Raw genomic sequence first — 23953 nt, 5'->3', positions numbered from 1 at the left:
TTACGTTGACCCCGACTGCCCGGGCGCACCGGCTGAGGGAACTCCTCGGCGCAGCATCATCCACAGCACCCACCCGAACAGGGCACAGACCGCAGCCCACAGACCGAACGCCTCCGAGGCACTCGTCGCGTCAGCGACAAGCCCCAAGAGGGGCCTCGATACAATCATCACAGCGCCACCGAGGAGCGCCACCAGCGACAACATGGTCGCTCGGTTGCTCGTCGTCGCAAGTTCGGAGACCCAAATGTCACAGTACGTCGTGCCCACAGCGTAGAACACCCCGAGTGCGACAAGACTGACAATTGAGACCCACACAGGTGCGGCGTGAGTGAACCCGAGCCACGCACCGAAACACATCGCAGCGATCCCAGCGACGGATCCCACGAGGATCGTCTCGCGTCGCGCAGGGATCCGACCCACCAGCCATGCGCCGGCAAGTTGGGCCAGCGCAAAGCCTGCGAAGAGAAACGAAATGCCCGTCGGATCGAGCCCAGCTTGCAGGCCCAGCGGCTGAAAGACCATCTGAATGCTCCACCCGGCCACCAGAACGATCGCCCCGGCGCCCAGGGCGAGCCGCTGCGGAGGCGAAATCGCTCGTGCTCCCATGCGCAACGCGCGCGCCGAATGCGCATTGCCGCTGGCGCGGTGCGGGATTGCAGGAAGGCCCATCGCAACCGGAATGACTGCAAGAGCGAGTACTGCGGTCACGATGAACGGCAACGTGGGTGCAAGCTCATAGAGCCAACCCGCTGTCACCAAGGAGAAGAGCATCGCAGCCGCCGCGCAGACTCGTCGCACGCGGACGAACTCCGTTGCGCGGATGCTCCCGCCGCCTTCTACCTCACTGCCCAGTTCCCACGCGTAAGCGGTGAGCAGGCCTGACACGAGCGCCCAGAGCACACCCCAGACAGACCAGGCGAGCAGGAGGCCTGCCATATTGCTCACGGAGGCAATCAACAGGAACGTCAACGCAGTGCCCCCGAGTGCGATTCCGAGCGACGCTTTTCGCCCGATTCTGTCCGACAACCAGCCAGCCGGCACTTCTGCGAGGGTGGCCACGAGCCGGAACACGCCGTCGGCGAGTGCTGCCTGACCTACGGTGAAACCTCGGTCGAGGAGAAACAGCAGCCAGACTGGGAACCAGAACTGGACCTCCAAGGCGATGACAATGATGCTTAAGCGCGTGCGCAGGTTCATCACTGCTCGCTCTTCTTCCTCGCAGCGACAAAGGCGATCACCATAAGTACGGAGACAATCGTGGAGATCAGCAAAATGACGTCCATCGGCTGTGTGGCGATCCAGGTGGTGAGTTTTCCCGCACCGAGGTCGTAGACGGTTTGATTCGGATCCGCGGATGCGCTGCGCCCCAGACTCACCACTGCGAGCGCGGTTCCGAGGATGGATGTGACACCGATGACCATCAAAATGAGGTCCGTGAAGAATCCCGCCGAGCGGGCCCGTTCGCTTTCGATAGTGTCCAGCCGCGTCTGGCAGATCTGCAGTTTCATCTGCACGGGGTCAGCCAGCACGTCGTCGAAGTCCCAGACTTCAAGGATGCGTTCGGTTTCTACCCGTGAGCCGGGATTGACGTACTTGCCTACCTCGGATTTCTTCAAGAACAGTGCCTCGGCAAAGTCCATTTCCTGACGTAGCTGCTGGCGCAGTTTGCTGGTGGAGATGTCCTCCGACGGCGACATGGACCACGAAAGGATCTCAGTAAGGTTGCCGTCGATGCGCCCCATCGCGGAATAATAGAATTGGGCGCGCAGCAACGCTTTCCAGTTCTCCTTGACTTCGCTGGCGTTGTCTGCGGTTTCCTTCAGGTAGACGTAGTTCATCCAGTCCGCCGAGTGGGTGATCTCTCGAGTTGTGAGTCTCTCAACGATCTCGTCGGAATGCCTGGAGTTACTCAGCCAGTCGATGGCGAACTGACGTTGATGAGAGGCGCCGGCCTCGATGGCAGGATCGAAGATGAGGGCGCGCGAGGCCCAGGCGTGGACGATTGGCTCGCCGTTGTCGAACACGACGAAATCCTCGTAGTTCGGTGACTCCTTGATCGCCGCACATAGGGTGCCGTAGCTGTCAGCGACGATCCGGTCGTTGACCTCGGTCGCGGCGGCTTGGACGTCACGTTCGATGTCGTGCGCCGTCTGGTCGGAAATGGTGACAGTGAGCGAGGTCTCCACGAGCAGGATGCCGAAGTCGCACAGGCTCCATTCCACGCCGGTGACGTCGATGCCTCGCTCCGTGGAGCAGACGACGTCGCGTGGCACGCTCAGTTGCTGCTTCAGCACGGCGATGTCGTTGGGCAGGTCGATGCTACTGGTCGACTGGTACTGCAGACCGTGCTGGTTCGGATCTTGGCGCATGTGCTGCGCCCCGACCGCAGTGGCGACCCTTTCCCAGAACGCGTGGTTGGCTTGGGTCTCTCGAAACTCCACTCCCGGCTGCACGAGGCAGTGCACGCGCAGCGGGGAGATGAGACGGAACTCTGCCTTAAACACCACTCACCTCCACGTGTTCCAGATCGACGGTGGCGATTCTGCCCGCCAGCGGCCCGTCGAGCATTTTCACTTCGAGTCGGCTGCCGGGGTGCAGCTCGTCTGGCCAGGCGACCACCCGTGCGCGCACGCCGGGCGGAATTGCCCCGAGTGGCTCCCCAGCGGGGTCGGACACCTCGACGAGCCCATCACCGACGAGGATCACGTCGTCAGGGACACCGCCGAGCGAGGACACGAGCTCACGGTAGCGTTCGGACTGCTTGAACTGCTCCAACGACTGGTTGAAGCGTTCCATGACCGCACCCGACAGGTCGCTTTTGCGCACGAGGAAGTAGACGCTGTCTGTGGAGGAAAGCGCGGGGTTGTCACTTTCGACGATTTCGAACCAGCTGGCATCTCCGACGAATTCTGCGCTGGTAAGGGTGGCGTTGCCCACGACATCGGATTCGGCGAGGAGGTCGATCTCACCGTCGCGAAGCGCCTGGAATCCGGCGCTCGTTGAGGGGAAGTCGCGGAAGTCGGCGCCTGAGGCATCAAGCTGCGGCCAGTAGTCGTAGCCATCGATCCTGCCGACTCGGACCTGTGAAAGATCGCCGGCCAGTACCTCGGAAGACACGGGTTCGTCGCTGCGTTTGAACAGGACGTAGCGGAAGTCCACGAGTGGCTCGGAGTACTCGAACTTGTCCAACCGCTCTTCGGATTTCACCATCGGGAAGATGCCGAACGCAGTACCGGCATCCACCTTCTCCAGGCCGCTGTCCCAATTGTCTTCGGTAACCTGCGCGGCGTAGCCACTACTCGCCAGCACCGAGACGACAATTTCGCCGACCGTGCCACCATTCTCCTCCACGGGATTGACATACGGCTCCCAGTCTGAAGTGAGCACTTGCACGGACTGCACAGCGCGCGGGGGCTGGACGCGCACGAGGAGAAACGACGCCACGATCGAAAAAATGCAAATGAACAGCAAGACGAGTCGCATCCAGCGGGTTCGCTGCTTGTCCTTAGTTGGAGGAATCACCTAGTGCTCCTTCCCGTGCGGACACCGACGCATCGTAGAGGTCGCCGACTTTGACGCCAGCATCCTTAGCCACGGATTTCACGGCGTCTTTCATCCGCGCTCCGTCGTCGACAAGCGACAGCACGCGGTCCACCAGGTCTTCCGGTTCCGCGTCTTCGGCGGCGCCGCCCTCGATTACCAAGGTGATTTCGCCGCGAACCCCCTCGGCAGCCCAGTCGGCGAGTTCGGCGAGGGTGCCCCGTTTGACCTCCTCGTAAGTTTTGGTGAGTTCTCGGCAGACTGCGGCACGGCGGGTCGGGCCGAGGACGTCGCGGGCGTCGATAAGCAATTGCTCGATGCGGTGCGGGGACTCGAAGCAACACACTGCGCGGCGCTCGCCGACGAGCGAGGCGAGCCACGCGCGGCGGGCACCGGATTTGCGTGGCGCAAAGCCGTCGAAGATGAAGTGGCCGACGTTGAGACCAGACAACGCCAGCGCGGTTGTCACTGCAGACGGGCCGGGGAGGCACGTCACCGGCACGCCGGCATCGTGCGCCGCGGCGACGAGCGCGAGCCCGGGGTCAGACACAATCGGCATCCCGGCGTCCGTGACCACGAGCACCACACCCGCACGTGCCGCCTGCAGCAGCTCGCCACGGCGCGTCTCCTCGTTATGGTCGAAGTTGGAAACCACCCGCCCACTGATCTCCACCCCAAGCGCGGACGCGAGGGCGCGAGTGCGGCGCGTGTCTTCGGCGGCCACAACGTCGGCCTGGGCGAGCGCCTGGCGCAAACGCTCGGAGGCATCGTCGATATTGCCCAGCGGCGTGGCGGCGAGCACCACACCAGTTGTCGGGAGTGCGGGGTGAGTGTCGGCCATAAAGTCACAGCATACATAGGAAGCGCTAATATCTTCCCCCGTGACCACTATCGCGAGCACCCCGAACCCCGCCGGACCGCCCTCCGGCACCGAGGCAGCGCCGCCCGGCACTTCAGGCGCCCTGAGGCCTACCCGCCCGGCGCCCGAAGCACCTGTGACTGTGCCGTGGACGCGCCGCGACACGATCGCCGCCTGGGCCATCGGAATCTTGGCGCTGCTCACCCGCTTCATCGGCCTGGTGCAACCCACCAGCTCCGACACACCGGTCTTCGACGAGAAGCACTACGTGCCGCAGGCCTGGGACATGGTGCGCAGCTCCTTCAACCCCGTCCTCGGTGGCATCGAGTCCAACCCGGGCTACGGCCTCGTCGTGCACCCGCCGTTGGGCAAGCAGCTGCTGGCTATGGGCGAGACGCTGTTCGGCTACACCCCACTGGGGTGGCGCCTGATGACTGGCTTGTTCGGCACCGCCGTAATTGTCTTCGTGTTCCTGCTGGCGCGGCGAGTGAGCCAGTCCACCAACATCGGACTGCTCGCCGGCATCATCGCGCTGTTCGACGGCGTGCTGCTGGTCTCCGCCAAGTTCGGCATGCTCGACGTTTTCCAGGTCCTGTTCGTGGTGATGGCAGCCTGGACGCTCGCTGGCGACATGCGCCAGGTCCACCACCGCTGGCACGACGCGTGGCTGGCAGGCAAGCTCGAAGACGCTGGCCCCTTCGGCCCGCGCATGGGCTTTCGCTGGTGGCGCTTCGCCACCGGTGTGCTGCTCGGCCTGACGTTGGCGGTGAAGTGGTCGGGCCTGTACTACATCATGTTCTTCGGCCTGCTGTCCGCCTTCTGGGACCTGTTCCTGCGCCGCCGCTACGGCGTTGAAAAACCCATTTCGGGCACTCTGCTTCGCGACGTCCCTTCGGCGCTCGCCTCCATCGTGCTCATCCCCGCCGTGCTGTACCTGTGGTCTTGGCGCGCCTGGTTCGCCTCCGAGACCTCCGTGTACCGGCACTCGCTGTCTGACGGCACCATCGCCGGTTCCGAGTGGCCGTGGCTGACCAATCTGCCGGAGCCGGTTGCCGGCTGGTTCTACTACCACTTCTCGGTGCTGAAGTTCCACGCCTCCTTGACCTCCTCGTCCGGCCACTCCCACCCGTGGGACTCCAAGCCGTGGGCGTGGCTGGTCTCCGCGCGCCCGATCCTCTACTACTCCGCCACGGATCTGGATTGCTCCGTCGCTCCCGGCGACGGCAAGTGCCGCGAGATGATCTACATGTTTGGCACCCCCGCCATCTGGTGGCTGACTGTGCCGGTGCTGCTGTGGGCGTGCTGGGTGTGGCTGACGCGCAAGGATTTCCGCGTCATCGTCCCGGTGGTTGCGTTCGCCGCGGGCTTCCTGCCGTGGCTGGCCGCCTTCGACCGCCAGATGTACTTCTTCTACGCCACCGCCCTGGTGCCGTTTACCGCGGTATTGCTGGCGTTGGCGTTGGGCAACCTGGCTAACAAGGGCGGGCCCGTGACGTGGTCGTGGGTGAACAAGGTCGCGGGCTTTGAAATGCGCTGGGGCCAGCTCGCCGCTGTGGTCTACGTGGCGCTGGTGGTGGCCAGCTTCATCTACTGGTCGCCTATCTTCTACGGCTTCCGCATTCCGGACAGCTACTACGAGTCGCTGATGTGGCTGCCGAGCTGGAAGTAGCGCTCGCAGATAATTTCAGCCCGGCCGGGGTGTGCTCCCCCGGCCGGGCTTTGTGTTTCCCGGTTGTGCTCTCCCGGCGCCGCGGCAGACGTCCTAGTAAGGGCGGGCGTCCAAAAGCTGCCACGCCCGGCGCAACGCCCCGCCGCGGTCGGCGACCCACGTCCACACCAGCGCAACCAGGCTGAGCAGGGGGATGAGCACCCCGGCGAGCTCGAACTGCCCTGTGCCGAGCACCGCGTCGCGCACGGCGAAGCCGACGGTGAAGGTAAACATGGTGCCGACAATCAGCAGTACCCCGGGGATCTGCTGCGGGCGCCACGCCGTGAAGCCGAGCGCCAGCGCCACGCCGAATCGCACGGAGGCGGTGGAGGCGACCACGGGTTCGTCCCCGCCGGCGATGATCAGGCGCACAGCCCACAGCACCCACACCACGGCCATCACGCCGAGGAGTACACGCCCGACAGCGATGCCCACCTCGCGGCGGCGGGCGAAGCGGCGCCACTCGTCGTCCACGCCCGCGAGGATGACGGACGAGAGGTCCTGCGGCGGCGCAAATGCTTCTATGTCATCGCCGTGGAGTTGCTGGGTCAGAGCGAGGGAGCGGTCTAAAAAGGCGCGGCACTCGGGGCACCCGGACACGTGGGCGTCCACGACGGCGTCGTCGAGACCGGACGGTTCCCCATCGATACGCGCGGACAGCGCCTTTTGCACTTCCTCGTGGCTAATCACGGGTGAGCACTCCGTCCAGGCTGGCGCGGCCGGTGCCGAAGACGGTGATGATAAACAGCGACGCGGCCAGCACGAGGACGTATTCCACCCCGCCGCCGTCGACGAAGAAGCCGTGGCCCAGGTGCACGAAGTACCCGGCGGAAAGCACCAGAAGGGCGAGGATGGAGGCGGTGATCGTCGTTAACAGCCCCACCGCCAAAAACGCCCCGCCGATGAGCTCGACCGTGCCGGTGAGGTAGGCGGACAGCTGCGGCTGCGGCACCCCGAGCGCGGCGAATAGGCGGCCGGTTTCCGCCATGCCGATCTCGAACCAGTGGTTGTAGCCGTGGGCCACGAACACCGCACCCAGCACGAGCCGGAGCACAAGCAGCGCGAAGTCGCGGACAGCGGGCCTATTCATGCCGATTAGCGTACCCGTGGAACCGAAGCGGGTAGAACTGAGTCCAATACCTATGACTGAACTTCACCTCACACCAGAACTAGGCTGGCCCGTCAACGGCGAGGACGGGCGTGCGCGCCCGCCGTGGGCGGCACATGATCCGCTGCTGCGCGACTACTACGACACCGAATGGGGCATGCCCGTCACCGACGAGCAGGGCATGTTCGAGCGCGTGTGCCTGGAAGGGTTCCAGGTCGGGCTGTCGTGGCGGCTGATATTGCAGAAGCGCGAGGCGTTGCGCGCGGCGTTTGCGAGCTTCGACCCGGAGGTGGTGGCGGGCATGAGCATCGAGCATTTGCTTGACGACGCTTCCTTGATCCGCAACCGGCGCAAACTGGAGGCTGCGGTGAAAAACGCCCAGGCCACCCTCGGACTAAGGGAGGAAGGAACGCATCTCGGCGAGTTTGTGTGGTCCTACCAGCCGGAGCGGACCCCTGCCCCGCGCACCATGGAGGAGGTGCCCACCCGCTCGGCTGAATCGGAGCAGTTGGCGAAGGACCTGAAAAAGCGCGGCTTCAGCTTCGTCGGCCCGGTAACCATGTACGCGCTGATGGAGTCCACCGGAATTCTGGACACCAACCTGGTGGGCACCTGGCGCCGCGGCGCGTCCGGGGTGTGGGCGTAGGCGCTTTTAGTCGTCGTCCATCTCGGCGAAGGCTTCCTCCACCGAGTCGTGCTCCTCACGGGCGGCCTCCCACACTTCCCTCGCGGCGGAGAGGTTGATAGCGGCGATGATGGCGCCGACCACGATGTCGAACCAGGCCGTCTCCCACACGAACGTGAGCAGGCCGGCGGCGATGATGAGCAGGTTGGCCAACGCATCGTTGCGGGCAGCCAGCCACGCACCGGTAGCTAGCGACGAGCCTTCGCCGCGCAGCTGCATGAGCAGGATGGCGCAGATGACGTTGACCACCAGCGCGCCGAGCGCGATGCCGGTCAGGCCCTCCGGCGACGGCGCGACCGGGTTCATGATCTTGGCAATCACGGTGACAATCGCCGCCACGGCCGGGATGAGAATCAGCGCGGCGAGCACGCTGCCCGCGGTACGTCGCCGTGCAGCCGGCCAAGCCACGGCGAAAAAGACGAGCAGGTTGATGGCCGTGTCTTCGAGGAAGTCCGCAGAATCTGCGAACAAGGACGCCGAGCCGATGGCCACAGCGCCGAAGAATTCGACGAAGAAGTAGCCCAGGTTCAGCAGCGCCACAATAAGCACCGCGCGACGGATCTTCTGTGCCCCCAGAGAATCGGCCACTGTACTGCTCCTTTTGTACTTTGAAATACCGCGAAGCAGTGTAGCCGACCTACAAAACGTCACAGGACCCGGCCAGTTCTTCTTCGAACTGTCCGGGTCCCGTGGGATCTGTGGAGCTAAGGGGAATCGAACCCCTGACCTTCGCATTGCGAACGCGACGCTCTACCAACTGAGCTATAGCCCCTCGGTGTTGAAGTACGTTACTCCTCCCCCGCGCGCAGGCTAAATCGGGAGCGCACGCGGGGTTTTCACCGGAAGTTAAGAGGCGCGGGTGCCGTAGCCGCCGAGCTCTTCGTAGTCGTCGTAATCGGGGCCTTGCGTGGGCGCGAAGCGGGTGGACGGCAAGGTGTCGAAATCCGGGCTTTCGTCGTCCAGGTCCAGCACCACGGAGCCGGCGCGCAGCCGTGCGTCGCGCGGATTCTCATGCGAAGTGCTCATGGCCACACCCATCCGGGCACGACGCAGCTGACGCAGCCGGCGCTGGTGGAGGGCGCGCTCCTGGAGCACCACCCTGCGCAGGGCGATCATGAACCACGCGGTCGTAGCAACGGCCGCCGCGGGCAGCACCCAGGCCCACCCGCCGGCGACAAACGCGATGACGAAGGTGACCACGCACGCCGCGATGAGCACCAGGAGGGTTCGCTGGCGGCGCTGGAAGCGGGTGGCGGTGTTCTTCTTTTCGCGCTCCGGGTCGTAGCCGCCGCGGCCGCGGCGGGAAGCGGCAAAGGCGAGGTCTTCTTCAGAGGCGTTGTCGGCCGTGGCGGTGTCGTCGCTGTCTGCGTCAGCGGCGTCGGCATCCGACTCAGCGTCGTCATCGGTGTCCTGGAGGCGGTCGGCGTCCGCGGCTGCGGCATCGGTGCCGTTCTCGCTGTCAGACTCAGCGGTGGCGCCGTGCTGAGCGTAGCCATAGTCCTCGGGTGCGGTGTAGGACTCGTCGAGGTCGTAGCGGTCTTCCTCTGCGAAGTCTTCGGCCTCTGCGGCTTCTTCGTCGGAATCATCCTCCGCGGTGAGGAGCTTCACGGACGTCGAGCCGCCGGCAGCGTTGGCCGCGACCTTGGTGGATCCGCCCGTGGGTGCGGCGTCAGCCTCTGCTGCCTCGGTGTCTGCGCTGTCGGCGGCATCCACCTCGTCGGCGGAGTCGGCTTCCTCGGCGGCAGATTCCGCCTCGTCATCGACGTGCTCGATCACTTCCCCGTCGACATGGTCCGCAGCGAAGTCGCCCTCCGTGGCGCCCGGGCGGCGGAAGATGGAGCGAAGAGCGGGAGCGTCGTCGATAAGCACCTGCTCATCCGCGTCGGTGGCCTCGACCACCTCGTAATCCTCGTCCTCGCTGTGGCGGTGGATGTCGGCCGCGGTCAGCTTCGGGCGGCGGCGCTCGGCCAGCTGGGCAGTGCCGCCCTCGTGCAGCACACGGGTCTCCTCGTAGCCCTCACCGGAGCGACGGATCGGTTTGTTGTTGCCGATCATCAGCGGGGCGAGAACGATGATCCAGACGACGAGGATCAAAATGATCATTAAGCTCGGGCTGCCCATCGGCATTTGCCACCTTTCCGCGTAAGTTACACCCTCAAATTCAGAAGTCCACGGTATCGGCCCGCGCGCGCCCGAACGGATCGGCGCGCCGTGGAGGACAGCTGTTTTTCGCGCTTAGCGTGCGCGCCCGGCATCGCGCAGGCGCTGCACAGCGGTGGTGGCAAAGTCGTCGACGTTGAGCGCCACGAAGTGGTGGTCGCGCCACTGCCCGTCAATGTGGAGGTTCCGGCGCAAAAACCCTTCCTCGCGGAAACCGTTGTGCTCCAGCACCTTCCCCGAACCGGGGTTGTGCGGCAGGTAGGTAGCGGTCAGGCGGTGCAGCCCCACGCGCCCGAAGGCGTGGTCCACCCCCAGCGCGCACGCGAGCGTTGCCACCCCGCGGCCCATAAACGGCGAGTACACCCAGTAGCCGATCCAGCATTCGGAGACGATGCCGTGCTGGATGTTGCCCAGGGTGACCTGACCCGCGAACTCGCCGTCCACCTCGATCACCAGCGGCACCACCGTGCCTTGGCCGGCCAAGCGTTTCAGGTTCAACCACGTGCTGCGCCACGCCGCGCGTGAGTGCGCGTCCTCCCAACTCCCGTCCACCGTGGGTTCGACGGGTTCGAGCCAATGCTTATCCACGATCCTGGTCCCCGACCACTCCGCCCCGTCGCGGGAGGACAGGGGGCGCAGGCGCACGGAAGCGCCGTCGACAAGCGTGGCGCTGGGCGTGGTCTCGGGCCAGCCTGGTGTGGGCTGGCGGAACATCTCGAACACGATGCGGCGGCTTAGCTGCGTTGGCGGAGGAATTCGACGTCCACGATGTCGCCCGGTCGCACATGCGTCGTCTCTTCCGGCAGGTGGATCATCGCGTTCGCCTCGGCGAAACCGGCGAGCAGGTGCGTCGGCCCAGCCTCCAGTGCGGACAGGGGCTCGACCAGGTAGTCGCCGCTGTCGGCGTCGCGCATCAGCCGGGCGCGGATATAGCCACGGCGGCCCGGAATGGAGCTCAGCTCGCGCAGCGAGCGCGCCTTGACGGTGCGGCGCGTCACCGCGGTCTTACCCAGCGAACGGCGAATTGCCGGGCGGATGAATGTCTCGGCGATCACCAGCGCGCTGACAGGGTTGGACGGCAGGAGGAAGGCGGGCACGCGCTCCTCCCCCATCAACCCGAAGCCCTGGACGGAGCCGGGGTGCATGGCCACACGCGTGGTATCCACCTGGCCCAGCTCGCGCAGAATCTCCTGGATCGGCGCCGCGCCGGAACCGCCCACCGCGCCCGTGACCACAACGAACTCACTTTTTGCGATGTGTCCGGCGACGGTTTCGCGCATGCGGCGCGGCTCGGCGTTGATGATGCCGGCGCGGTGCACGTCCGCCCCCGCTTCCTTGGCGGCTGCGGCGACGACGTAGGAGGCGATGTCGTAGACCTGGCCCAACCCCGGGCCGCGGTCCAAATCCACAAGTTCCAGGCCGTAGCTCATCACGGTCACGCGCGGGCGCGGGTAGACCAGCAGCTTGTCCCGGCCGGCTGCGGCCGCCAGCCCCACCTGGGCGGGGCCGAGCACCGTGCCCTGGCGCACCGCGATGTCCCCCGGTTGGATGTCGTCGCCCGGCTTGCGCACGAAATCGCCCGTGCGCACGGGCCGCTGCGGGGTGACCCGCTTGCGGCCGCGGTCTGTCCACTCCAGCGGCAGGACCGCGTCGGCGAGGGTGGGCAGCGGTGCACCGGTGGCCACGCGCACCGCTTGGCGCGGCTGCAGGCGCAGTGGTTTCTGGGAGCCCGCAGGCACCTCCCCCACCACGGGCAGCGCCTGCTCGCGGACCGGCGGCGGGACGGCGGGGGCATCCTGCTCCTCGCCTTCTTCGCCGCGCTCGGGGCGGCGCTCCGGGCGACGCAGGCCGACGGAGCCGCCCACGTCTACCGCTCGCACGGCAAACCCGTCCACCGCCGCCTGAGGGAAGCCGGGCACTTGTTTGGTGGAGGTGACCTCCTCAGCACACATGAGCCCGAGGGCGTCTGTCAGCGCCACTCGGATCGGCTCAGGGGCGACCGCGGCATCCACTACAGCTGCTAGCTGGTCCTCTACGCTGCGCATGGCCGGTGCCCCTTCCTGTGGTAGTTACGTGCGAGTATTACGCGTTGTCCTGCGTCTTGGCTGCGAGCTCCGGGTGTTCTGCTTCGTACTCGGCGATGATCTTCTTCACCGCGGTGTACAACGCCGGGCCGTACTTCGCATCCCGCAAACCAAAATCCACATTCGCCGGGATATACCCACCCGGGTTACCCAAATCATGGCGCTTGCCCTCATGCACCACCACATGCACCGGATGCCCCTCAGAAATCATCAACTCAATCGCATCCGTGAGCTGCAACTCCCCACCCTTGCCCGGCTCAATCCGACGCAGAGCATCAAAAATGCCCCGATCCAACAAATACCGACCAGTGGCCACCAACGTCGACGGCGCATCCTCCACAGCAGGCTTTTCCACCATGCCACGCACCTTCAACACCTCAACACCATCAACCTGGGCCTCAGCATCCTCCACGTCAAACACGCCGTAGTTGAACACCTCATCGCGAGAGACGTTAAACGCGCACAACACCGACCCACCAAGCTCGCGGCGCACCGCAACCATCTTGTCCATCACACCAACCGGCAACACCAAATCATCCGGCAACATGACAGCCACAACATCTTCATCGTCATCCAACGCCGACTCAGCACAGCCAACCGCATGCCCCAAACCAAGCGGCTCCTCCTGAGTCACCGCCACAGCTTCAATCAGCCCATTGGCACGCGCGACCTTCTCAGCCTGCGCATCCTTGCCGCGGGCAACCATCAACTGCTGCAGCTGCTCAAACTCGCCGAAATGACGCATGATCTCTTCTTTATTCGGCGCGACCACCACAGCAAGACGCTGCGCCCCAGCCGCAGCAGCCTCCTCCGCAATCAACTCAATGCCAGGAGTATCTACCACCGGAAGCAACTCCTTCGGCACCGTCTTCGTCGCCGGCAAAAAACGCGTACCCATCCCCGCCGCAGGCACAACAACCGTCTTCACCGAAGCACTCACGTCCTGCACGGGCTGGTCAGTAGAATTCCGCATAAACGCAAAGCCTACAGCCCACACACGGCACAACCCGGCTACGACCCGGCAGAGTCAAGGAGCGCACACACCAAATTGGACACGCCCCGCCCCCACCCCAAAGCAGCGCTGCGCAGCGCCCACCTCGCGGATCGTCGCGCGTTGCGCGGCACGCAACGCAAGAGCACGCTTGACCAGGCGATTGTCCAGGCCTCATTGGAGTGTCTGGAGGATTTCGGGGCATCCGGCACCAACATCGCCGCCTACAATCCCCTGCCCTCGGAGCCCGGCCCCGCGGATTTCGCGGCCCGGCTCGCGCCCGCCGCCCGCGCTGTGTTTCTGCCCATCTCGTTAGCTGACGGGGTGCTCGCCTGGGCGCAGGCGGGCCAGGACGATGCTCTGGGCTCGCTGGGAATTGCAGAACCGCGCGGGGCTCGTTTCACCTCCGCGGTGCTGCGCTCCTGCGGGATGCTGGTGGTGCCTGCTTTAGCCGTCGATAGGCAGGGGATGCGCCTGGGCAAAGGCGCCGGGTACTACGACCGCGCACTCGCGGGTCTGGACGTTCCGGTCGCGGCTGTGGTTTTCGACTGGGAAGTCGTGGAGGCCGTGCCGCACGACGCGCACGACCAAGCGGTGGACGCGGTGATTACGCCAGAGGGTTTTTTCCGCGTGTAGGGAACCGCGCACCGGGCGCGTGCGTCCAATTGTCATGGACATCTCCGCGCGACTTTCTTCCCTCCGCACCCCTGGCTACCGGCGCTCGGTGTTTCTCCGCAGGGCCGCAGCCATCGTCCTCGTGACGGCCGCCATCGCGCACGTGCTTGTCGACGCCTCACAGTCCGACCCACCCATCCTCACCTTCGCCCGCGACGTCGCGCCCGGCAGCGTGCTCACCGCTGACGACTTGGAGCTGCGCCGCTTACCGGCGGAATCGGTGCCTGAGAATGCGCTGCATGAGTTAGCGCTGGCGGAAGGGCAGTTGCTCGCCGCAGCCGCCGCCCGCGGCGAGGTGGTCACTAATACCCGCCTGGTCGGGCCCGATCTGGCGGGGCTTCTCACCCGCGACGAACCCGACGGCGACACGTTTTCGATGGTGCCGGTCCCGCTCGCGGAACCGGACGTGTTACCCCTTTTGCACCACGGGGCGGTTGTGGATGTGGTGGGGCAAGGCCCGCGCGTCGTCGCGGTCGGCGGCAGGGTTGTCACCTCAGGGGAGGGCGATGCAGTATTGGTGCTGCTCAGGCAGGATGAGGCGGCTGCCGTGGCGGCGGCGTCGCTGAGCGAACCGCTCACGCTCGTGTTGAGCAACCGTCCACCTGCACTTACTATCCCGAATTATGCTTCAAGGTTTTAAAGAATTCATTTTGCGCGGCAACGTCATTCAACTTGCCGTCGGTGTTGTTATCGGTGCGGCATTCACCGCCGTGGTCACTGCGTTCTCCGACGCCATCATCAACCCGCTCCTCGCCGCACTGGGCGGCGTGGACTACTCCGGCCTGGGCTTCCACGTCCGCGAGGGCAACGAGGCGACTTTCGTCGACTTCGGCGCCGTCCTCACCGCCATCATCAACTTCCTGCTCATCGCCGCTGTGATCTACTTCCTGCTTGTTGCTCCGATGAACAAGCTGGATGCCGCCCACAAGCGCCACAAGGGCATCGACCCGGAGGAGCCGGAGCCGACCGACACCGAGCTGCTCACGGAGATCCGCGACCTGCTCGCCGGCCAGAACCCGAACAACGTGCACAAGCCGTTGAACTAGCCGGCCTTCAGGCGACTGGACTGCGAGCTAGTCGCCGTAGTGCGGAGGCCGCTCCGTCTCATAGAACTCGCGGCCCGTCAACCCCGGCTCCTCCTCGCCGAGCAGCACTTCGCGCTCGGCGTCGAGGGCCGGGTTTTCGTTTGCCTCAGTCTGTGGCGCGGTGTCCGCGGACCTGTCGTAGTCCACGTCCGCGACGCGCACCGCTCGCCGTCGTACCCGGCTCATTCACGCCACCTAGACCGAGTACTGGTTCAGCTCGTTGATGAGGTGACTCACCAGCGGAGCTGCAGTGGACACGCCGTCACGGATGGCCTGGCGGCTAGAGGCGAGGTTGAGCACCACCGTGGAACCGGAGACTCCGCAGACTCCGCGCGAAGTGCAGGCGTCCACTGCGCCGCACGCCTGGCCGGAGGCGCGGATGGCCTGGCTGACGCCTGGCACCATCTTGTCAATGACAGCGCGGGTCGCCCCCGGGGTCTTGTCGCGCGGGCCGACACCGGTGCCGCCGAGCGTGAGCACGAGGTCCACGCCGCCGACGACACCGGTCTCGATGGCCTTGCGGATCTCGGACTTCTTGGACTTCACGCGCACCACGCCGTCGACCTGGTAGCCGACCTCGCGCAGCAGCTCCACCACCATCTCGTCGGTGTTGTCGCCGGGCGCGTCGTAGCGGTGGTCGCCCACGAGCACGACGATGGCGCACGGCGAGGTCGGGGAATTTTCCTCCAGCTCGGCGGCGCGCAGCGTGGCATCGTCCGGCTCAGTGATGTCGAGCGCGTCAAACAGTTCCGGCATCGTGGTCAGGCTCCCTTTAGGCAACGTGGCGTGGATTGGACAGATAAGAAGTTACTCGGAACTCAAGGTCACCTCTACCGGAATGGTGTCGGTCTCCCCCTCCCGCTGCACCTCCAGTGTCACCGTCTCGCCGAACTCCTTGGAGCGGGTGGCCGCGATCAGGGCATCTGCTGAGTCGATGGGGCGGTCGTTGAGGCGGGTGATCGTGTCGCCGGTTTTCAGTCCGGCCCGCTGACCGGGGCTGTCCGGCTCCACCCCCGCGACCACGGCGCCGCCGCCCATGCTCTGCATCACGCTGACGCGCACGCCGAGCATCGGCTGGGAGGCCTCTCCCTTTTCGATGAGTTGGTCCGCCACACGCTTGGCAAAGTTCGACGGGATAGCAAAGCCGAGACCGATGGAGCCGCCCTGGCCTCCATCGCCCATGCCCCCGGAGGACAAGGACGCAATTACGGAGTTCATGCCGATGAGCCTGCCGTTGCGGTCCACCAACGGGCCGCCGGAGTTGCCGGGGTTGATCGCCGCGTCGGTCTGGATGCCGTCCATGAGCGAGCTTTCCCCGCCGCCCTGTGAGGCGCGCACGGGGCGGTTGAGTGCCGAGACGATACCGCTGGTCACCGTCGCCGACAGTCCCAGCGGGGAGCCGACGGCGACCACTTCCTGGCCGACGCGGAGGTCGTCGGAGTTGCCGAACTGCATCACCGGCAGGTCGTTGACGCCTTCGATTTTGATCACGCCGATGTCGGTGTTGACGTCGGAGGCAATGAACTGGGCGGGGTGGCGTGAGCCGTCGTTGAGCGTGACCTGCATTTCGGAGCCCGGAGTGTCGGCCCCGGCGATGACGTGGTGGTTGGTCAGCACGTAGCCGTCCGCGGAGATGATGGAGCCGGAACCTTCCGCGCTCCCCCGCGGCGTGGCCACCTCGATGGAGACCACGGCCGGCAGCACCTGCGCCGCCACCTGCTCCACAGAGCCCGAGGGGGCTTCCTTCGGGTCCGCGACCGTCGGGTTACGCAGTTCGCCTTGCGACGTCCCTTCGGCGTCCCCCGACTCCTTCACCGTACTGCTGGAGGTGGAGCTGGTTGCGGATGTGCCGTCGGACTGGGACGAGCCGGCGAGGTAGCCCGCGCCTCCGCCTGCGACGAGCGCGGTGGCCAGTGCGACTGCGAACGCCGTACCGACGGCGCCTTTGCTTCGTCGCTGCTGCGCCGGCGGCTCCGATTGAACCTGGTAGACGCCACTGTTTTCGGGGAAGCTGGAGGTTTCGCCCGGGTAGTTCAGTTCACTCATGAGCCGCTATTATGCCCGGCCGTCCTGTGGTTGGTCTTGAGGGCGTACAGGGCAATTCGTAACACTTGCTGTGCGCTTGCTGTGCGCGCTGACCTTGTGTGTCAGCTGTAACTCTTGCGCGGGATCACACGGGCGGTGTTCCCCGCCGCAGCGCTGTCAGTGTCCGCCGCGTCCGCGGTGTCCGTCTCGGGCGGGTGCCCCGGGAACACGACACGGAAGCGTGCGCCGCCGTCGTCGGATTCCTCCGCCACGATCGTGGCGTTGTGGCGGTCGAAGACCTGCTTGACAATGGCCAGGCCCAGCCCGGAGCCCGGCATGGAGCGCGACTCCGGCGCGCGGTAGAAGCGCTCAAAGACCTTTTCGCGCTCTTCCGGCGGGATGCCCGGGCCGGAGTCGTCCACGATCAGCACCGCGTTGCGCTTCGCCGCCTTCAACGACACACGCACCGTGCCGTCCTTCGGCGACCACTTCGCGGCGTTGTCGATCAGGTTGATGGGAGCGCGTCCCATTGCGAAGCGGTCGCCGTGGATGACCCACGGGTCCGCCTCGAATTCGAACGCCAAGTCGGGGCGGCGGCGCCGCACGCGGTCGAGGGCATCTTCCAGCACCTCGTCCAGGCGGAAGTCCTCCGGCTCGGCGCCCTGAGCTTCGTCTCGAGCGAGGTTGACCAGATCGCCGATGAGGATGGACATCTCCTCCATCTGCGCCATCACATCGCGCTCGAGATCCTTTCGGTCCTGCTCGGAGATCTGGTCCTGGCGGCCGGTGTTGTACAGCATCATCAACAGCTCGATGTTGGTGCGCATGGAGGTCAGCGGCGTCTTCAGCTCGTGGCCGGCGTCGGCCACCAGCTGCGCCTGCCGCGTCTTCGAATCCTCCAGCGTGGAGATCATCTTGTTCACCGAGGTGGTGATCTCCGCGAATTCGTCGTCGCCTTCCACGGGCAACTCGGTGAGCTGGTCGGACTGGTTCGCGGCGTCGATCGCCCGGTGCAGCCTGCGCACCGGGCGCAAACCGACTGCGGAGATCGCCGCGCCAGCGATCCACGCCAGCAGGCCGCCGGTGCCTGCGATGACGAGGGCCGCGGCGCCCCAGCTGCCGGAGACAATGTTGAACACGTCCAACTGCTGCGACATCGCCACGGTCACACCGGAGTCGCTGCGGCGTACCATCACGCGCTCGCCCGCGACCGTCCGTGTCGAAAGCATGTCGCCCGACGACGTCGCGGCGTACGGCCCCGCAACCGGGACCGGGTCGCCGTAGTAGACGTTGGAGCCGGGCGCTGCCGCAGCGACCTTCACCCACGGCATCGCGCGCCGGAACTGCGCGAGTACGTCCTCGTAACCTTCGGCGTCGTCAGCCTCAAGCTCCTGCAGCTGCAGCGCGACCCCGTAAGTGCGCGTGCGCAAGTCGTCATCCATCACCGTCAGCCGGGTCGTCTCCGACAGCCGGTAGGTAAACAGAGCTGTCAGGAGGATGACCACGGCGACGATCAGGCTCGCAAGGACGGAGAGACTGCCCTTCAGGGACCGGCCGGCATTCGCCGGGCGCGTGTCAGCCTCTTCTGCGTAGCGCCGCAAAATCACGGAGCGGCCTCCCGCATGACGTAACCGACGCCGCGCACTGTGTGGATGAGACGGGATTCGCCGCCGGCCTCAGTTTTGCGGCGCAAGTAGCCGATGTAGACCTCGAGGGCGTTGCCGGACGTCGGGAAATCGTAGCCCCAAACCTCTTCCAAGATCGTCTGACGCTCCAGGACGTGGCGCGGGTTCTGCAGCAACAGGTGCAGAAGCGCGAACTCGGTGCGGGTCAGAGAAATTGCGCGGCCGTTACGTGTGACGTCGCGGGTGGAGGTGTCCATGACCAGATCCTCGAACTGGAGGCGGGTCTGGTTCTGCTCCGCCGCCTTACGCGCCTCGGAGCGGGTGCGCCGCAGCAGCGAGCCCACGCGCGCGAGCAGCTCTTCCAGCGCGAATGGCTTTGGCAAGTAATCGTCCGCGCCTGCGTCGAGGCCGGCCACCCTGTCGGAGACGCCGTCGCGGGCGGTGAGCATCAAAATCGGCCCGTCGTAGCCGGAGGAACGCAGCGTGCGGCACACCCCCAGACCGTCCAGCTTGGGCATCATCAGGTCGAGGATGGTCAGATCAGGCTGCTCCACGCGGATCTGGTCGAGCGCATCCTCGCCATCTTCAGCGAGGACGACGTCGTATCCGTTGAAGCGCAGCGAGCGGCGGAGGGACTCGCGAACCGCCTGCTCGTCGTCGGCTACCAGAATTTTCATAGGAATATTATGACTTATATTCTCCTCAGAGTTGAATCGACACGAAAAAACCGGGCCCCACCTGGGGATCCCGGTTAATTCGAAGGGCTAGATAAACCCTTAAAAACTTAGAACTGCTCGACGTCGATCAGACCAGCCTGAGCGGCCTTGACCAGACGGCGTGGGATGCGCACCTCCTGGCCGTCGATCTTGACGGTCTGCAGGTCGGCGTTGTCGGCCTTCCACTGGGAACGGCGCATGCGCGTGTTGGCGCGGGACTTCTTGAACTTCGGAGTTGCCATGGTGAGTCTCCCTTTCCCCTCTACTTGGTTTTCTTCTTACGGCGGGCCATACCACCGAAACGCTGGTTGAACTTCTCCACGCGGCCGGCGGTGTCCATGAGACGCTGTGCGCCGGTCCAGAACGGGTGGGACTCAGCGGTCACGTCGACCACGATGAGCGGGTACTCGTTGCCGTCCTCCCACTGCTCGGTGCGGGCGGAGGTCAGGGTGGAACGCGTCAGGAACTTGTGGCCCGTGTTCGCGTCCTGGAAAATCACCGGGTGGTAATCCGGGTGAATGTCTTTCCTCATATGATTCGTCTCCCTCAGGATTGAACTACGGGTCGGTTCTTCGTGCTCTCGCCACGCGAAGATCGTGCCCGAGTTGGGTGCGAAATGGTCTTTGCATCCGGCGGTCGCCGGACAACCCGCAGTATCTTACAGTTCACGTGCGCGTTTACCTAATTAAGCTCGCTGCTTTACGACGTCCCTTCGGCCCCCACACCTATGCATCGCCACCCACTTTTCCTTCCCGCTGCTGCACTCCTCGCCTTCGCCAGCCTTGCCGCAGCCGACACTGACGCCGCCGCAGCTCTCGCGCTGCGGCTTTTGCCCGTGCTCGCGTTTGCCGCCGGCATGTCCGTAGTGGTCAACCTGGCCGCCCGGGTCCACCTCTTCGAATGGCTGGTGGCCCAGCTCGAGCGCGCTACCTCGAGCCGGGAGGCGGCCTTCGCGGGCTTTTTGACCCTCGCCGCGGCATGCACAGCGTTTTTCTCCCTCGACACCACTGCCATCATGCTCACCCCGCTGGCCATCCAGCTCGCGGCGCGGTTTCACCTACCCCAACCTGCCGTGGTGCTCGCGGTGGTCTGGATTGCCAACCTGGCTTCGATGCCGCTTCCGGTGTCCAACCTGACCAATCTGCTGGCGCTTGGCGGCGGGGCATTCGATTCACAGCAGCACTTCCGCCACGCAGCCCTGCAGCCGGCCTCGGCCGCTTTCGCCGTGGCCGCGGCGGCGTGCTACCTCGCCCGCTTCGCATACCGCGGAGCCGCCGGGCACGTAGAGCACGACAGTCAGCAGCACCACTACCCGCGCCCCGGAGCCGCGCTGTTGGTCCTGTGCGCCACGATGCTCGCCCTGCTCGGCCCGGTGCCCTACTGGGTCACGAGCACCGTTGCCGCCGCCGCGATGTGGATCGCAGTCGGTACTGACGGCAGGCGCGGCGGCATCGCCCCTTTGATCCCATGGCCCGCGCTGGCACTGGCGGCCGCACTTTCAGCAACGGCGACACTGTGCACCACGGCCGGCAACGTCGCGGGTGCGGTGCAGCACCTCCAAGGCGCGCACCCGTGGTTCATCGCCGCCGCAGGCGCAGCGGCCGCGAACGCGATCAACAACATTCCCGCCTACTTCGCGCTTGAACCCGCGGCCGACGACCCACTCAGTGCGATGGCACTACTTATTGGGGTCAATGCGGGGCCGGTGGTCACACCTTGGGCGTCGCTAGCCACACTGCTCTGGGCAGACCAGCTGAAACGCTCTGGCGTGAAGGTGCCGTGGAAGCACTTCACACTCTGGGGGCTGGCGGTGGCTCCTGTGGCGGTAGGCGCCGCGACGGCCGCGCTGCTGGTGGCCGCGTAGTATTCGCGCAGCGCGATTATGAGATAGGCGGGCAAGGCGGTATGGTTGGCTCTCGCTGTTGTCGAAGTACACGTATACGCCTGCGTCAACCGATTGCATTTGCGCCGGTCGCGGACCCTCACTCCGTTTCCTACCTGGCGCTTTACCTCACATAGCGATCGTGTCGTGGGCGGCAAGAAGAGTAAGGAAGCTAACCCATGTCGGCACATTGCCAGGTCACGGGACGTAAGCCGTCGTTCGGCAAGACCGTCTCGCACTCGCACCGCCGCCACTCGCGCCGTTGGAACCCCAACGTGCAGAAGCGTCGGTTCTACCTGCCCTCCGAGGGCCGTACCATTACCCTGAACGTCTCCGCTAAGGGCCTGAAGGTCATCGACCGCGACGGTATCGAGTCCGTCGTCGCTCAGATCCGCGCACGAGGTGAGAAGATCTAATGGCACGTAACGATATCCGCCCGATCATCAAGCTCAAGTCCACTGCGGGCACCGGTTTCACCTATGTGACCCGTAAGAACAAGCGCAACAACCCGGATCGCATCACGCTGAAGAAGTACGACCCGGTTGTGCGCAAGCACGTCGAATTCCGCGAGGAGCGATAATCCATGGCGAAGAAGTCTAAGATCGCTAAGAACGAGCAGCGTAAAGAGATCGTCGCCCGCTACGCGGAGCGTCGCAACGAGCTCAAGGCAATCATCAAGAACCCGGAGACCTCCGACGAGGACCGTCTTGATGCGCAGTTCGAGCTCAACCGTCAGCCGCGCGACGCCTCCCCGGTGCGCGTGCGCAACCGTGACTCGCGTGACGGCCGCCCCCGCGGCTACCTCCGCAAGTTCGGTGTTTCCCGTGTCCGTATGCGCGAGATGGCTCACCGCGGTGAGCTGCCTGGCGTCCGTAAGTCTTCGTGGTAAGGAGGACTCACATTATGAAGCGCAACAATTCGCGTAAGCCGCGCATTGAGCAGTCCCGCCGCCCGAAGAAGAACCCGCTGAAGGCGAAGGGCATCGAGTCGGTCGACTACAAGGATGTTGAGACCCTGCGTCTGTTCATCTCCGACCGCCACAAGATCCGTTCTCGTCGCGTCACGGGCCTGACCCCGCAGCAGCAGCGCCAGGTCGCTACCGCTGTGAAGAACGCGCGCGAGATGGCTCTTCTGCCGTTCACCACCCGCTAATTAGCCGGTTGACGATGACAGCGTAGAGTCTTCGGCTCTTGAAGCACCCGCACTCCCCTCCCCGGAGGGTCGAGAGCGGGTGCTTTTCGTCTATAGTATTCCCGCGCAACTACTCACTCCGATCAGCATCGAGAGGTACACACGGCATGGCGAAACCGGTCGGAAGACCACGCAAGCAGAGCCCCCGCCGCAAGGGCGCCACAGCGCGCGATGAGATCCTTGACGCCGCCTCTGAGCTGTTTACCCGAAAAGGGTTTGCCACCACGTCCACGCACGACATCGCCGAGGCAGTAGGCATGCGCCAGGCCTCGCTGTATTACCACTTCCCGTCCAAGCGCGACATCTTCCTCACGCTGCTGATGAGCACGATCCAGCCAGCGCTCGAGCTCGCGTCGGACCTGGCAAAGACCGACGAGGCCGCGGCGGTGAAGCTGTGGGCCCTGGTGGCAGCAGAATCGCGCATCCTACTGTCGTCGAATTGGAATATTGGCCGGCTGTACCAGCTGCCGGCGCTGCTTTCGGAGGAGTTCACGGAGTACCACGAGGCCCGCCAGCAGCTCGAGGCGATCTTCCGCCGCCTTGCGGGGCAGATCGTGGGCGAGGACGACCCCCGAATCGAGCTGCCGTTCCACATGACGCTTGCGGCGATCGAGATGCGAGACAACACCGGCGTTGCGCCTTATCCGCTTGTCGACGACGCGTTGCCGGCCCCCGCCGTGACCATCGCGGACGCCGTCTTGGATGTGCTCCACACAGACCTGCCCGAGCGCCGCACCGAGCGCATGCTGGAGCTAATGGACCTCGTTGGCGGCGACGAGAACTAGCTAGGGCTGGCAGGCTGCCGCCGGAAGCTGCGCCGTCGACGCGGCAAGTCGCTGCGCGGCAGCGGTGAGCATGTTCTGGCCCGTTTCGTAGGTGCCGTCCGCTGGCAGCGCCGTCAGCGCCACCGGCGACCAACCACCGTCGCCGCGCGCCACGAGACCGAACTGCCTGACGTGGTAGCTGCCCGCGGTGTCCGGGCCCCACCCGCCTTTAAATATCGACCCGACGACGCCGAGGCCGTACGACTGCAAGGGATCTACCTGCCTCATCAGTTGCAGCACCGCACCGCCGCCGACGGAGCAGGCGAGGTTGTTCGCCAGCACCGCTTCATCAGCGACGCTGAGCTGGGTCTGCCCGAAGGTGCTGAATTCGGGGCGCAGCGCTGCGGTATTGACTCGTGTGGGCACTCCAGCGTCTGCGAGTACCGCATCGACTGCCTCCGGCCCGACGGCACTGTAGAGCCGCTGCGCGGCATCGTTGTCGGAGGCGGTGATCGCGGCCCGCACATCCGCCTCAGCGTCCAACTGCGCGAGTGTGGCGGCCACAGCGATGGGCACCTTGATTGTGGACCAGGCCGGGCTCGGCGCCGAGAAACCGGCGGCGACGGGACCGTGCTCCCCTACCGTTGCGACACCGAGCTGGCCGCCAAACGCCGCCGCATTCTCCGCGACGACGGTGCCCAAAAACTCCTCTGGAGTGGTTGCCTGTGAGGTGGGCGCGGCAGGTTCGGCCGCGGGCTGCGCCGGCTGATCCTCGGGGACGAACGAGGTGGATGTCACCACCACGGTGTGCTGTTCGCCGATCCCAGCGCATCCTGCAAGCGCGGCCAAGCAGGC

Annotated in this window: 30 protein-coding genes and 1 tRNA gene; 11 read left to right on the top strand and 20 right to left on the bottom strand. The window is 65.3% G+C overall.

Annotated features, from left to right (window positions below; all coding sequences use genetic code 11):
- The 4 genes from CFOUR_RS03445 to rsmI form a co-directional block, all read right to left on the bottom strand.
- On the bottom strand, positions 1-1197 hold the full coding sequence (locus tag CFOUR_RS03445) for an MFS transporter (protein WP_085957390.1): 1197 nt from the start codon (positions 1195-1197) through the stop codon (positions 1-3).
- Positions 1197-2504, bottom strand: a complete 1308-nt coding sequence (locus CFOUR_RS03440) for a hypothetical protein (RefSeq protein WP_143338994.1) — start codon at positions 2502-2504, stop codon at positions 1197-1199. The genes CFOUR_RS03445 and CFOUR_RS03440 overlap by 1 nt, the downstream gene beginning before the upstream one ends.
- Positions 2497-3444, bottom strand: a complete 948-nt coding sequence (locus CFOUR_RS03435) for a substrate-binding periplasmic protein (protein ID WP_179154806.1) — start codon at positions 3442-3444, stop codon at positions 2497-2499. The genes CFOUR_RS03440 and CFOUR_RS03435 overlap by 8 nt, the downstream gene beginning before the upstream one ends.
- A gap of 61 nt (positions 3445-3505) precedes the next feature.
- Positions 3506-4381, bottom strand: a complete 876-nt coding sequence (rsmI, locus tag CFOUR_RS03430) for a 16S rRNA (cytidine(1402)-2'-O)-methyltransferase (RefSeq protein ID WP_085957387.1) — start codon at positions 4379-4381, stop codon at positions 3506-3508.
- 40 nt (positions 4382-4421) lie between these two features.
- Here rsmI and pmt point away from each other — a divergent pair, with 40 nt between their 5' ends.
- Positions 4422-6068, top strand: a complete 1647-nt coding sequence (gene pmt / locus CFOUR_RS03425) for a protein O-mannosyltransferase (protein ID WP_085957386.1) — start codon at positions 4422-4424, stop codon at positions 6066-6068.
- Positions 6069-6161: 93 nt separating this feature from the next.
- Here pmt and CFOUR_RS03420 read toward each other — a convergent pair whose 3' ends face one another.
- Complete coding sequence (locus tag CFOUR_RS03420) at positions 6162-6797, bottom strand: zf-HC2 domain-containing protein (RefSeq protein WP_290179974.1); 636 nt, start codon at positions 6795-6797, stop codon at positions 6162-6164.
- Positions 6790-7197, bottom strand: a complete 408-nt coding sequence (locus tag CFOUR_RS03415; protein ID WP_290179972.1) for a DoxX family protein — start codon at positions 7195-7197, stop codon at positions 6790-6792. The genes CFOUR_RS03420 and CFOUR_RS03415 overlap by 8 nt, the downstream gene beginning before the upstream one ends.
- Positions 7198-7249: 52 nt before the next feature.
- On the opposite strand from CFOUR_RS03415, the gene CFOUR_RS03410 reads away from it, so the two are divergent.
- The gene (locus tag CFOUR_RS03410) at positions 7250-7861 is read left to right on the top strand and encodes a DNA-3-methyladenine glycosylase I (protein ID WP_085957385.1); all 612 of its coding nucleotides are present in this window, start codon (positions 7250-7252) and stop codon (positions 7859-7861) included.
- Between the two features lie 6 nt (positions 7862-7867).
- Here the strand turns inward: CFOUR_RS03410 and CFOUR_RS03405 are convergent, their stop codons facing one another.
- The 6 genes from CFOUR_RS03405 to CFOUR_RS03380 all read right to left on the bottom strand — a co-directional run bounded on the left by CFOUR_RS03405 (position 7868) and on the right by CFOUR_RS03380 (position 13117).
- Positions 7868-8488, bottom strand: a complete 621-nt coding sequence (locus tag CFOUR_RS03405; RefSeq protein ID WP_230471780.1) for a cation efflux transmembrane domain-containing protein — start codon at positions 8486-8488, stop codon at positions 7868-7870.
- 111 nt (positions 8489-8599) lie between these two features.
- Positions 8600-8672 (bottom strand) — tRNA-Ala (locus CFOUR_RS03400).
- Positions 8673-8746: 74 nt separating this feature from the next.
- Positions 8747-10003 carry a divisome protein SepX/GlpR gene (gene sepX, locus CFOUR_RS03395; protein ID WP_290179970.1) on the bottom strand — a complete coding sequence of 419 codons (1257 nt, stop codon included), beginning with the start codon at positions 10001-10003 and terminating at the stop codon, positions 8747-8749.
- A gap of 132 nt (positions 10004-10135) precedes the next feature.
- Positions 10136-10774: a GNAT family N-acetyltransferase gene (locus CFOUR_RS03390; RefSeq protein WP_085958404.1), complete on the bottom strand. Its 639-nt coding sequence runs from the start codon at positions 10772-10774 to the stop codon at positions 10136-10138.
- A gap of 20 nt (positions 10775-10794) precedes the next feature.
- Positions 10795-12105: a molybdotransferase-like divisome protein Glp gene (gene glp, locus CFOUR_RS03385; RefSeq protein WP_290179968.1), complete on the bottom strand. Its 1311-nt coding sequence runs from the start codon at positions 12103-12105 to the stop codon at positions 10795-10797.
- Between the two features lie 37 nt (positions 12106-12142).
- Complete coding sequence (locus tag CFOUR_RS03380; protein WP_290179966.1) at positions 12143-13117, bottom strand: UTP--glucose-1-phosphate uridylyltransferase; 975 nt, start codon at positions 13115-13117, stop codon at positions 12143-12145.
- 75 nt (positions 13118-13192) lie between these two features.
- Between CFOUR_RS03380 and CFOUR_RS03375 the strand changes: the two genes are divergently transcribed.
- From CFOUR_RS03375 to mscL, 3 genes are read left to right on the top strand one after another with little or no spacing between them, the layout of a single operon-like run.
- Positions 13193-13771: a 5-formyltetrahydrofolate cyclo-ligase gene (locus CFOUR_RS03375; protein ID WP_290179964.1), complete on the top strand. Its 579-nt coding sequence runs from the start codon at positions 13193-13195 to the stop codon at positions 13769-13771.
- A gap of 34 nt (positions 13772-13805) precedes the next feature.
- Positions 13806-14450: an SAF domain-containing protein gene (locus tag CFOUR_RS03370; RefSeq protein ID WP_085957381.1), complete on the top strand. Its 645-nt coding sequence runs from the start codon at positions 13806-13808 to the stop codon at positions 14448-14450.
- Positions 14434-14856 carry a large conductance mechanosensitive channel protein MscL gene (mscL, locus tag CFOUR_RS03365; protein WP_085957380.1) on the top strand — a complete coding sequence of 141 codons (423 nt, stop codon included), beginning with the start codon at positions 14434-14436 and terminating at the stop codon, positions 14854-14856. Before CFOUR_RS03370 ends, mscL begins: the two co-directional genes overlap by 17 nt.
- Before the next feature lie 27 nt (positions 14857-14883).
- On the opposite strand, the gene CFOUR_RS03360 is transcribed toward mscL, so the two are convergent.
- From CFOUR_RS03360 to CFOUR_RS03330, 7 genes are all read right to left on the bottom strand, one after another.
- Positions 14884-15081: a hypothetical protein gene (locus CFOUR_RS03360; RefSeq protein WP_143338990.1), complete on the bottom strand. Its 198-nt coding sequence runs from the start codon at positions 15079-15081 to the stop codon at positions 14884-14886.
- A 9-nt stretch (positions 15082-15090) separates the two neighbouring features.
- Positions 15091-15651 (bottom strand): MogA/MoaB family molybdenum cofactor biosynthesis protein, encoded by a 561-nt coding sequence (locus CFOUR_RS03355; protein ID WP_085957379.1) that lies wholly within the window; start codon positions 15649-15651, stop codon positions 15091-15093.
- 51 nt (positions 15652-15702) lie between these two features.
- Positions 15703-16941, bottom strand: a complete 1239-nt coding sequence (locus CFOUR_RS03350; RefSeq protein WP_085957378.1) for a S1C family serine protease — start codon at positions 16939-16941, stop codon at positions 15703-15705.
- 101 nt (positions 16942-17042) lie between these two features.
- Positions 17043-18527 carry a HAMP domain-containing sensor histidine kinase gene (locus CFOUR_RS03345; protein ID WP_290179957.1) on the bottom strand — a complete coding sequence of 495 codons (1485 nt, stop codon included), beginning with the start codon at positions 18525-18527 and terminating at the stop codon, positions 17043-17045.
- Positions 18524-19222 carry a response regulator transcription factor gene (locus tag CFOUR_RS03340; RefSeq protein WP_085957374.1) on the bottom strand — a complete coding sequence of 233 codons (699 nt, stop codon included), beginning with the start codon at positions 19220-19222 and terminating at the stop codon, positions 18524-18526. Before CFOUR_RS03340 ends, CFOUR_RS03345 begins: the two co-directional genes overlap by 4 nt.
- 107 nt (positions 19223-19329) lie before the next feature.
- Entirely contained in the window at positions 19330-19503 is a 174-nt protein-coding gene (rpmF, locus tag CFOUR_RS03335; protein WP_034999483.1) for a 50S ribosomal protein L32, read from the bottom strand.
- Positions 19504-19523: 20 nt separating this feature from the next.
- Positions 19524-19793, bottom strand: coding sequence for a type B 50S ribosomal protein L31 (locus CFOUR_RS03330; protein WP_085957373.1), 270 nt, complete (start codon positions 19791-19793; stop codon positions 19524-19526).
- A gap of 195 nt (positions 19794-19988) precedes the next feature.
- Here CFOUR_RS03330 and CFOUR_RS03325 point away from each other — a divergent pair, with 195 nt between their 5' ends.
- The 6 genes from CFOUR_RS03325 (at position 19989) to CFOUR_RS03300 (ending at position 23119) form a co-directional block, all read left to right on the top strand.
- The gene (locus tag CFOUR_RS03325; RefSeq protein WP_085957372.1) at positions 19989-21125 is read left to right on the top strand and encodes an SLC13 family permease; all 1137 of its coding nucleotides are present in this window, start codon (positions 19989-19991) and stop codon (positions 21123-21125) included.
- 197 nt (positions 21126-21322) lie between these two features.
- The gene (rpmB, locus tag CFOUR_RS03320) at positions 21323-21559 is read left to right on the top strand and encodes a 50S ribosomal protein L28 (RefSeq protein WP_038610488.1); all 237 of its coding nucleotides are present in this window, start codon (positions 21323-21325) and stop codon (positions 21557-21559) included.
- Complete coding sequence (rpmG, locus tag CFOUR_RS03315; protein WP_006841072.1) at positions 21559-21723, top strand: 50S ribosomal protein L33; 165 nt, start codon at positions 21559-21561, stop codon at positions 21721-21723. Before rpmB ends, rpmG begins: the two co-directional genes overlap by 1 nt.
- Before the next feature lie 3 nt (positions 21724-21726).
- A complete protein-coding gene (rpsN, locus tag CFOUR_RS03310; RefSeq protein WP_034999472.1) occupies positions 21727-22032 on the top strand; it encodes a 30S ribosomal protein S14 in 306 nt (101 codons plus the stop codon).
- A gap of 11 nt (positions 22033-22043) precedes the next feature.
- On the top strand, positions 22044-22295 hold the full coding sequence (gene rpsR / locus CFOUR_RS03305; RefSeq protein WP_172796731.1) for a 30S ribosomal protein S18: 252 nt from the start codon (positions 22044-22046) through the stop codon (positions 22293-22295).
- A 146-nt stretch (positions 22296-22441) separates the two neighbouring features.
- Positions 22442-23119, top strand: coding sequence for a TetR/AcrR family transcriptional regulator (locus tag CFOUR_RS03300; RefSeq protein WP_085957376.1), 678 nt, complete (start codon positions 22442-22444; stop codon positions 23117-23119).
- Here CFOUR_RS03300 and CFOUR_RS03295 read toward each other — a convergent pair whose 3' ends face one another.
- Entirely contained in the window at positions 23120-23896 is a 777-nt protein-coding gene (locus tag CFOUR_RS03295) for a serine hydrolase (protein ID WP_290179952.1), read from the bottom strand.
- Positions 23897-23953 lie beyond the last annotated feature (57 nt).

The sequence above is a fragment of the Corynebacterium fournieri genome, assembly GCF_030408775.1.
Lineage (GTDB): Bacteria > Actinomycetota > Actinomycetes > Mycobacteriales > Mycobacteriaceae > Corynebacterium > Corynebacterium fournieri.
Note: the sequence above shows the minus strand (reverse complement) of the source record. Positions and strands in the feature narration are given on the sequence as shown.

Excerpts from the sequence above, each read along its gene's own strand:
- CFOUR_RS03380 (WP_290179966.1), bottom strand. The coding sequence starts at position 13,117 with ATGCGGAATTCTACTGACCAGCCCGTGCAGGACGTGAGTGCTTCGGTG.
- rpmG (WP_006841072.1), top strand. The coding sequence starts at position 21,559 with ATGGCACGTAACGATATCCGCCCGATCATCAAGCTCAAGTCCACTGCG.
- sepX (WP_290179970.1), bottom strand. The coding sequence starts at position 10,003 with ATGATCATTTTGATCCTCGTCGTCTGGATCATCGTTCTCGCCCCGCTG.
- rsmI (WP_085957387.1), bottom strand. The coding sequence starts at position 4,381 with ATGGCCGACACTCACCCCGCACTCCCGACAACTGGTGTGGTGCTCGCC.
- CFOUR_RS03410 (WP_085957385.1), top strand. The coding sequence starts at position 7,250 with ATGACTGAACTTCACCTCACACCAGAACTAGGCTGGCCCGTCAACGGC.
- CFOUR_RS03370 (WP_085957381.1), top strand. The coding sequence starts at position 13,806 with ATGGACATCTCCGCGCGACTTTCTTCCCTCCGCACCCCTGGCTACCGG.
- CFOUR_RS03445 (WP_085957390.1), bottom strand. The coding sequence starts at position 1,197 with ATGAACCTGCGCACGCGCTTAAGCATCATTGTCATCGCCTTGGAGGTC.
- mscL (WP_085957380.1), top strand. The coding sequence starts at position 14,434 with ATGCTTCAAGGTTTTAAAGAATTCATTTTGCGCGGCAACGTCATTCAA.
- CFOUR_RS03325 (WP_085957372.1), top strand. The coding sequence starts at position 19,989 with ATGCATCGCCACCCACTTTTCCTTCCCGCTGCTGCACTCCTCGCCTTC.
- CFOUR_RS03350 (WP_085957378.1), bottom strand. The coding sequence starts at position 16,941 with ATGAGTGAACTGAACTACCCGGGCGAAACCTCCAGCTTCCCCGAAAAC.
- CFOUR_RS03415 (WP_290179972.1), bottom strand. The coding sequence starts at position 7,197 with ATGAATAGGCCCGCTGTCCGCGACTTCGCGCTGCTTGTGCTCCGGCTC.
- CFOUR_RS03340 (WP_085957374.1), bottom strand. The coding sequence starts at position 19,222 with ATGAAAATTCTGGTAGCCGACGACGAGCAGGCGGTTCGCGAGTCCCTC.
- CFOUR_RS03390 (WP_085958404.1), bottom strand. The coding sequence starts at position 10,774 with ATGTTCCGCCAGCCCACACCAGGCTGGCCCGAGACCACGCCCAGCGCC.
- CFOUR_RS03355 (WP_085957379.1), bottom strand. The coding sequence starts at position 15,651 with ATGCCGGAACTGTTTGACGCGCTCGACATCACTGAGCCGGACGATGCC.
- glp (WP_290179968.1), bottom strand. The coding sequence starts at position 12,105 with ATGCGCAGCGTAGAGGACCAGCTAGCAGCTGTAGTGGATGCCGCGGTC.
- CFOUR_RS03300 (WP_085957376.1), top strand. The coding sequence starts at position 22,442 with ATGGCGAAACCGGTCGGAAGACCACGCAAGCAGAGCCCCCGCCGCAAG.
- rpmB (WP_038610488.1), top strand. The coding sequence starts at position 21,323 with ATGTCGGCACATTGCCAGGTCACGGGACGTAAGCCGTCGTTCGGCAAG.
- rpsN (WP_034999472.1), top strand. The coding sequence starts at position 21,727 with ATGGCGAAGAAGTCTAAGATCGCTAAGAACGAGCAGCGTAAAGAGATC.
- CFOUR_RS03330 (WP_085957373.1), bottom strand. The coding sequence starts at position 19,793 with ATGAGGAAAGACATTCACCCGGATTACCACCCGGTGATTTTCCAGGAC.
- rpmF (WP_034999483.1), bottom strand. The coding sequence starts at position 19,503 with ATGGCAACTCCGAAGTTCAAGAAGTCCCGCGCCAACACGCGCATGCGC.
- CFOUR_RS03360 (WP_143338990.1), bottom strand. The coding sequence starts at position 15,081 with ATGAGCCGGGTACGACGGCGAGCGGTGCGCGTCGCGGACGTGGACTAC.